The sequence below is a fragment of the Nakamurella sp. genome (assembly GCF_048594475.1).
Classification (GTDB): Bacteria; Actinomycetota; Actinomycetes; order Mycobacteriales; family Nakamurellaceae; genus Nakamurella.
In genome coordinates this window covers 1-7,023 of sequence record NZ_JBMDXT010000186.1, presented here as the reverse complement: position 1 = coordinate 7,023, position 7,023 = coordinate 1, and the positions used below count along the sequence as shown (strand labels likewise).

7 protein-coding genes are annotated in these 7,023 nt (G+C 73.4%); 4 read left to right on the top strand and 3 right to left on the bottom strand.

Translation table 11 applies throughout. The annotated features are described in order from the left end of the window. Positions 1-410: hypothetical protein (locus ACOJUF_RS09010; protein ID WP_420121525.1), on the bottom strand; the 410-nt coding region annotated here is incomplete at its 3' end. Between the two features lie 76 nt (positions 411-486). Here ACOJUF_RS09010 and ACOJUF_RS09005 point away from each other — a divergent pair. Further along, entirely contained in the window at positions 487-1,386 is a 900-nt protein-coding gene (locus tag ACOJUF_RS09005; RefSeq protein ID WP_420121524.1) for a Cof-type HAD-IIB family hydrolase, read from the top strand. Positions 1,387-1,424: 38 nt separating this feature from the next. Here the strand turns inward: ACOJUF_RS09005 and ACOJUF_RS09000 are convergent, their stop codons facing one another. Further along, on the bottom strand, positions 1,425-2,672 hold the full coding sequence (locus tag ACOJUF_RS09000) for a serine hydrolase domain-containing protein (protein WP_420121523.1): 1,248 nt from the start codon (positions 2,670-2,672) through the stop codon (positions 1,425-1,427). A 213-nt stretch (positions 2,673-2,885) separates the two neighbouring features. Between ACOJUF_RS09000 and ACOJUF_RS08995 the strand changes: the two genes are divergently transcribed. Next, a complete protein-coding gene (locus ACOJUF_RS08995) occupies positions 2,886-3,398 on the top strand; it encodes a hypothetical protein (protein ID WP_420121522.1) in 513 nt (170 codons plus the stop codon). On the opposite strand, the gene ACOJUF_RS08990 is transcribed toward ACOJUF_RS08995, so the two are convergent. Then, positions 3,353-4,591, bottom strand: coding sequence for an amidohydrolase family protein (locus ACOJUF_RS08990; RefSeq protein WP_420121521.1), 1,239 nt, complete (start codon positions 4,589-4,591; stop codon positions 3,353-3,355). The two genes, ACOJUF_RS08995 and ACOJUF_RS08990, sit on opposite strands and share 46 nt — an antisense overlap. 70 nt (positions 4,592-4,661) lie before the next feature. Between ACOJUF_RS08990 and ACOJUF_RS08985 the strand changes: the two genes are divergently transcribed. After that, a complete protein-coding gene (locus ACOJUF_RS08985; protein ID WP_420121520.1) occupies positions 4,662-5,297 on the top strand; it encodes a protein kinase domain-containing protein in 636 nt (211 codons plus the stop codon). A gap of 117 nt (positions 5,298-5,414) precedes the next feature. Then, entirely contained in the window at positions 5,415-6,836 is a 1,422-nt protein-coding gene (locus ACOJUF_RS08980; protein ID WP_420121519.1) for a PASTA domain-containing protein, read from the top strand. The last annotated feature ends 187 nt before the right edge of the window (positions 6,837-7,023 follow it).

The window sequence follows — 7,023 nt, the reverse complement described above, 5'->3', positions numbered from 1 at the left end:
ACTCCCGCGACGTCGTCCCCGCGGAGCACGATCGACCAGCTCAGCGCCATCCGGCCGCGGGTGGACCGGTAGACCAGGCGCTGCGGCGCGTCCACCTGCGCCACCGTGAACGTCTCGTGCCGCCCGCCGTAGTCCGGGATCACCTGCCCGACGGCCGGCGCCGTCCAGCGCGGGTCGAGGCGACGCAGGGCCCGGCGCCCCCGCGGGATCGCCCGCTCGACGGCTCGCGGGAGGTACCAGCCCGCCCGGCGCTTGCCCAGCTGCGCGATCCAGGGCCAGACGGACTCCGGCGTCCCGGAGACGGTGAACGCCCGGTCCATGACGACGTCCGGCCGGGGCACGATCCCGTCCCCGGCCCGCGCCTCGGACCGCTCGGCCGGCGTCGCCCGGACCGCGTCGAACCACCCCATGAGCCCATGATGCTGAGCTGCGTCACACTCCGGCAACCCCATGGACACCGGACCCGTCCATCATTGCGGACAACCAGTGAACAAATCAGAGGATGACATTTTGCTGCTCGCCGAGCCCACCAGCGCGCCGATCCCCGTCTTCGACCACACCCCCGACATCCGGCTGATCGTCACCGACATGGACGGCACGCTGCTCAACGACGCCAAGGAGCTGCACCCGGACTTCTGGCCGCTGGTCGAGCAGCTGCGGCGCCGCGGCATTCTGTTCGCCCCCGCCAGCGGCCGGCAGTACTACACCCTCGAGCGGGAGTTCGCCGACCTCGCCGCCGACATGGTCTTCATCGCCGAGAACGGCTCGCTCGTGATGCGCGGCGGGCAGGAGGTCAGCTCGGACTGCCTGCGCCGGGAGGACGCGCTGCGCATCGTGCGCACGCTGCGGGCGGCGGGCGGCTCTGGCATCCAGACCGGCATCGACGGCGGCATCCTCGTGTGCGGCAAGCGGTCGGCCTACATCGAGCGGTCCGACCCGGCGTTCTTCGACCAGGTGGACCGGTACTACGCCCGGCTGGAGGTCGTCGACGACCTGACCACGGTCATCGACGACGAGGTCCTCAAGATCGCCGTCTACGACTTCGGGTCGGCCGAGCACGGCACGCTGCCGCACCTGACCGAGTTCCTGGCCAGCCACAAGGTCGTCGTCTCCAGCGAGAACTGGCTCGACGTGAACACCCGCACCTCCAACAAGGGCCGGGCCGTCGCCGCGCTGCAGTCCGCGCTGGGCATCACCCCCGCGCAGACGATGGTGTTCGGCGACTTCCTGAACGATCTGGAGATGATGGACACCGCCGACTACGCGTTCGCGATGCACAACGCCCACCCGCTGCTGCACGAGCGGGCCCGTTTCGTCGCCCCGTCGAACAACGACAACGGCGTCGTCCGCACGATCGCCTCGGTGCTGGACATCCCGCTGGACTGACCCGGTCGGCTCACCCGGCCGGCGCGGTCGCCGCGTCGCTAGCGGGACACCGTCCGGCCGGGGTACAGGTCGTCGATCAGCGCATTGGCGATCGCCCCGGACGAGTTCTCCGCGTTGGTCGACAGGTTGACCAGCACGACGAAGGTGGCGTCCTCGGCGGGCAGCCGGAGCATCGTGCCGCCACCGCCGGTGATATCGCCGTTGTGCCCGATCAGGTCGTTCATGTTCAGCACCCCGAGCCCGTACCCGACGTCGAGCGGGATGCCGGTGAAGGTGGTCGTGGCCAATCGCTGGGCCTGCAGCTCGGGCGAGAGCAGCGACCCGTCGGTCACCTCCCGGGCGAACCGGGCCAGGTCGGGCACGGTCGACGTCGCCGCCCCGGCCGTCCAGGCGAAGGTCGGGTTGAGATCCGGGATCGCCGCCGGCTGCCCGTTGATCGGCTGGTAGCTGCCGATGCCCGGATCCGGCACCCCGGGTTGGTCGTCGGCCGGCATCCGCGTCCCGGTCAGTCCCAACGGTTCGGTGACCAGGGTGCGGACGACCTCGCTGACCGGTTGCCCGGTGACGAGCTCGGCGATCCGGCCGAGCAGCACGTAGTTCGAATCGCAATAGGCGACCTTCTCCCCCGGCGCGAAATCGGCCGGGTGCGACCGGATCAGATCGATCGTCTGGTCGATCGTCCACGGCGTCATCGGGGCGGTGGCGAACGTGTCCACCAGCTGCTGGTCGGTCGTGTAGTTCCACACCCCCGACGACATCGACAGCAACTGCCGGACGGTGATCCGGTCGCCGTTGGCGATGCCCGGGATGTACTTCGCCAGCGGGTCGTCCAGCGACAGCTTGCCCTGATCGACCAGCACCAGCACCGCGCTGGCGACGATCGGTTTGGTGATGCTGCCGATCCGGCCGTGCCCGGCCGGATCGACCGGCGCCTTGGTGTCGACGTCGGATACACCCAGCGCGCTGGTCCACTCCTGGTCGCCGACGGACACGTAGGCGATCGCACCGGGGGTCGGCACGCCGTCAACCGTGGCGGCGGCGAACGTCTGCTCGAAACTCGCCTGCAGCCGGGCCCGGGTCGCGTCGTCGAGCCGGACCGGGGCCGCGGCCGGGCTCGACGCCGGTGCCGATGAGCCGCCCGACGAGCTGGCCGACGCGGACGACGACGCGGCGGAGGGGGACGGGGCCGGTGTCGTGGTCGACCCGCCGGCGCCACAGGCGGACAGGATCAGCACCGCCGCCAGCGCCGGGGCGACCGGCCAGCTGAACCGCGACCGACCGGGCATGGGTCCTCCTTGACGATGGCACGGATCGGCGAACCCTACGCCACCGGCCCCTCGCCCGGGCCGCACCGGCCAGACCGGCGGCAGGCGGCGTTCCCGCGGAAACGTCAGGACGGCGTTCCCGCGGAAACATGAGGGCAGCGTTCCCGCGGAAACGCACCTGCGATTGGACCGGGCTTCGACCGGGTACCGCTGCGCCGGGCGAGGGGGAAACCGATGACGACGCCGCCGGATCGCGGAACGACGACCGCCCAGCCGAAGCGGCGAACGTGGTGGCTGGCCGGCCGCACGGTGCCCGGCGTCGTGGCCACCACGCTGGGCTACGGCTCGTTTTCCACGGCGATGATCGCCATGACGGTGCGCGACGCCCGGGCCGGCGGCCGCCTGCCCGGATTGTCCACCTTCTTCATCTGGGCGTTCGCGGTGATCCTGGTTCTCAACCTGATCAGCGCGGCCGCGACCGTCGTCGTCCTGCGCCGGCACCCGGAGCTGGTGCGCCGGCCGACCAACCCGATGCCGACCGAGCGGGCGCGCTGGTGGTGGATCACCGGCACGGCCTTGGCCCTGACCAGCGTGGTGGGCCTGATCGTCGTCGCGACCGGCAGTGATGCGCTGTGGTGGGTGCCCCTCCTGGCCGGGTTCGCCGGGCAGTGGGTGTTCCTGATGCTGGCCCGGCGCACCGGTCAGCGGGCGCCGGTCGCGACCAGCTCGCCGCCCAGCACGACCTGACGCACCCGGCCCAGCGGCCCGAGGTCGCCCGCGAACCGCCCGTCCACGGCGATCAGATCCGCGTCGAAACCCGCGCGCAACCACCCCTTCCGGGATCCCAACCCGCAGGCCTGCGCGGCCAGTGAGGTGCCGGCGGCCAGCGCCTGCGGCACGGTCGCGCCGGCCGAGACCAGGAAGTCCAGGCCGCTGCGCATCTGGCCGTGGGCCATGAAGTCGTTGATGCCGGCGTCCGACCCGCCGACGAACCGGACCCCGGCCGCGTGCATCCGTCCGGTGGCCGCCCGCCGCAGCTCCAGCATCTGCTCCGGGGTCACGCCGAGCTGGGCCATCACCTTCCTGATGTTCGGCGGCGCGTGCTCGTACGACGCCGGCGGCGGGACCATCAGCGCCGCCCCGATCGGGATCTGCCGGGCCGCCAGCACCGTCAGCAGCTCCGGCGGCATCCGCGGGCCCTGCGGCGTCAGGCAGCTGCAGTGCTCGAGCCCGTCCACCCCGGCGGCCACCGCGACCTCGACCGCGGCCAGCGCGTGCGCGTGCGCGGTGACCGGCAGCCCCGCGTCGTGGGCCAGATCCACGATCAGCCGGAGCTCGTCGAGCGTGAACTGGGGCCGCATCACGTCCGTGCCGGTCGTCGCCATCCCGCCGCTGGCCATCACCTTGACCACGTCGACCCGGCGCTCGATGCGCTCCGCCAGCGCCAGCTCGATCTCGGTGGGGCCGTCCACCTCGCCCCCCAGGTACCAGCAGTGCCCGCGGGACGAGGTCAGCGGCGGGCCGGAAGCCAGGATGGTCGGCTCCGGGCCCGCGGGCGACCCCGGCGACCCGCCGCGCCGCTGCCGGTCCCGCCGGTCGACCACGACGAACCGGCGGTCGCCCAGGTCGCGCACCGTGGTCACGCCCGCCGCCAGGTGCGCGGCCAGAGCCCGGTCGACGACCGCGTCGATCTGCTGGTCGGAGTAGTCCTCGACCAGGTCCAGCGCGTTGGGCACGCTGTCGGTCACCAGATGCACGTGGGTGTCGATGAGCCCGGGCAGCACGGTCGCGTCGCCCAGATCGATCACCTCGACGTCCACGCCGGGATCGGCATGCCCGGATTCGACACCGGCGATGGTGCGGCCGTCGATCAGGACGGTCGCCGGGCCGTCGATCAGGGACTCGCCGTCGAACCGGGCCGCGCAGCGCATCGCGATCATCCGACCTGGATACTCCCGGCAAATCGGACCGTCAATGGCGATCGACCGGCGGCCGGGATAATCGACGCTTGTGGACGTCTTCACCGGCCTGACGAGCGGCACCGTGCTCGACGGTCGGTACCGGCTGGGCGCGATGATCGCGCGCGGCGGCATGTCCACCGTGTACCGCGGCGTCGACCTGCGGCTGGACCGGCCGGTCGCGGTCAAGGTGATGAGCCCGCAGTACGTGTCCGACCCCGCCTTCCTGAGCCGGTTCGAGCGGGAGGCCCGGCTGGCCGCCTCCCTCGGCCATCCCGGGGTGGTCGGGGTCTACGACCAGGGCCAGGACGGCGACCGGGTCTTCCTGGTGATGGAACTGGTCGACGGCGGCACCCTGCGCGACCTGATCCGCGAGCGCGGACCGCTGCCCGTCCCGGTCGTGGTCGCCATCCTCGACCCGCTGCTCGACGCGTTGGCCGCCGCCCACGCGGCCGGGCTGGTGCACCGCGACGTCAAGCCCGAGAACGTGCTCCTGTCGGCCCGCGGTGCGGTCAAGATCGCCGACTTCGGCCTGGTCCGGGCGGTCGGTTCGCACACCATGGCCACCGGCGACGTCATCCTGGGCACCGTCGCCTACCTCTCCCCCGAGCAGGTCGCGACCGGGGTGAGCGACACCCGCACCGACGTCTACGCGGCCGGCATCGTCGAGTTCGAGATGCTAAACTGACGACCCCCGTTCGAGGGCGACAACACCATGTCGGTGGCCTACCAGCACGAGCACTCGGACGTCCAGCCGCCGTAGAGCCGGATCGGGTCTGAGCCCGCGCCGCTGGACGACCTGGTGGTGGCGGCCACCTCCCGCACACCCGACGACCGGCCCCGCGACGCCGCCGCGTTCCTGGCCGAGCTCCGGGACATCGCCTCGACGCTGGCCCTGCCGAGCGTCCCGGTGCCGGTGCCGCGGAGCCGCCGCCCGGGGCCGGCACCCGGGGGGCCGGTCGCCGTCGATGCCCCGCCCGCCCCCACCGGGACCCGGGTGCTGGGCGCCGGGCCGGACACCGAACCCGGACCCCGTCCGGATGCCGCCGAGCCGGCCGCGGCCGGCTCGGCGGCGGCCTCGACCGCACCCCCGACGGCGGTGCAGGCCCGCCCGCCGCAGCCGGTCGACCCGACCGTGGCCTGGCGGCGGCGCCGGCGCAAGCGTTGGCTGATGGCCCTGATCGCCGTCCTGCTGCTCGGCCTGATCGCGGCCGCCGGCGGGTGGTGGCTCGGCGGCCGGTGGGCGGCCATGCCGGCCACCGCGGGACTGACCCAGTCGCAGGCCGAGGCGGCCATCCGCGACGCCGGGCTGGTCCCCCGCACCAGCACCGGACATTCGGACACGGTGCCGGCCGGGGTCGTCCTGCGGACCGACCCGGACGCCGGGGTCGACCAACTGCGGGGCAGCGAGGTCGCGCTCGTGGTCTCCGCCGGCCGCCCCACGGTGCCGGACATCAAACCCGGCACCGACACCGGCACCGCGACGGCCGCCCTCCGCGACGCCGACCTGACCGCGGTGGTCAGCACCGACCAGGAATTCGACGACGCCGTCCCGGTCGGCGCCGTGCTGCGCACCGACCCGCCGGCCGGCACCCCGCTGACCGTCGGCGCTCCGGTGTCGGTGATCGTGTCGGCCGGCCCTCGGCCGATCGTGGTACCGCAGGTCACCGGCCGGTCGCTGGCCGACGCGCAGCGGCTGCTCACCGACGCCGGCTTCACCGTCGGCCAGGTGACCAAGACGTTCGACGCCCGGTCCGACCCGGGCACCGTGCTCCGGTCGAGCCCGACGGTCGGCGCGACCGCGTCCCGGGGCAGCGCGGTGGACCTGACGGTCGCCGATTCCGTGACCGTCCCCGACGTCCGCGGCCGGTCCACCAAGGACGCGGTCGCCGCGATGCGGGCGGCCGGATTCTCGGTCACGGTCGGCGACCCGGCGTTCGACGCCGACATCGACGCCGGCGACATCCTGCGCAGCGACCCCGGTCCCGGCGCCCGGGTGGACCGCACCGGAGCGGCGGTGTTCCTGGTGCCGTCCAACGCGGTCACCGTGCCCGACCTGTCCGACCTGCGGGTCAAGGACGCCGAACGGACGCTGGACGATCTCGGCCTGCGCCTGGACACGACGTCCATCTTCGGCGGCGACAACGGCCGGATCTGGAACCAGTCGCCCGGCCCGGGCCAGCGGGTCGCCCCCGGCGGCACCGTCGGCGTCGTCGTGCTGCCCTGACCCGGACCTCCCCGACCAACCGGGCCTGCCCCGAACCGGCCCGGCGGGCGACCGATCGTGCCCGAAAGTGCTTTCGGGGTCGGTGTCCGGATCGTCATGATGGGTCGATGGGTGATGCACGCACGCGGATCCGGCCCGCCCGGCCCGGCGCGGTGCGGCGGGCCGCGACGCCCGCCGGGACCCGGAC

Excerpts from the sequence above, each read along its gene's own strand:
- ACOJUF_RS09000 (WP_420121523.1), bottom strand. The coding sequence starts at position 2,672 with ATGCCCGGTCGGTCGCGGTTCAGCTGGCCGGTCGCCCCGGCGCTGGCG.
- ACOJUF_RS08995 (WP_420121522.1), top strand. The coding sequence starts at position 2,886 with ATGACGACGCCGCCGGATCGCGGAACGACGACCGCCCAGCCGAAGCGG.
- ACOJUF_RS08990 (WP_420121521.1), bottom strand. The coding sequence starts at position 4,591 with ATGATCGCGATGCGCTGCGCGGCCCGGTTCGACGGCGAGTCCCTGATC.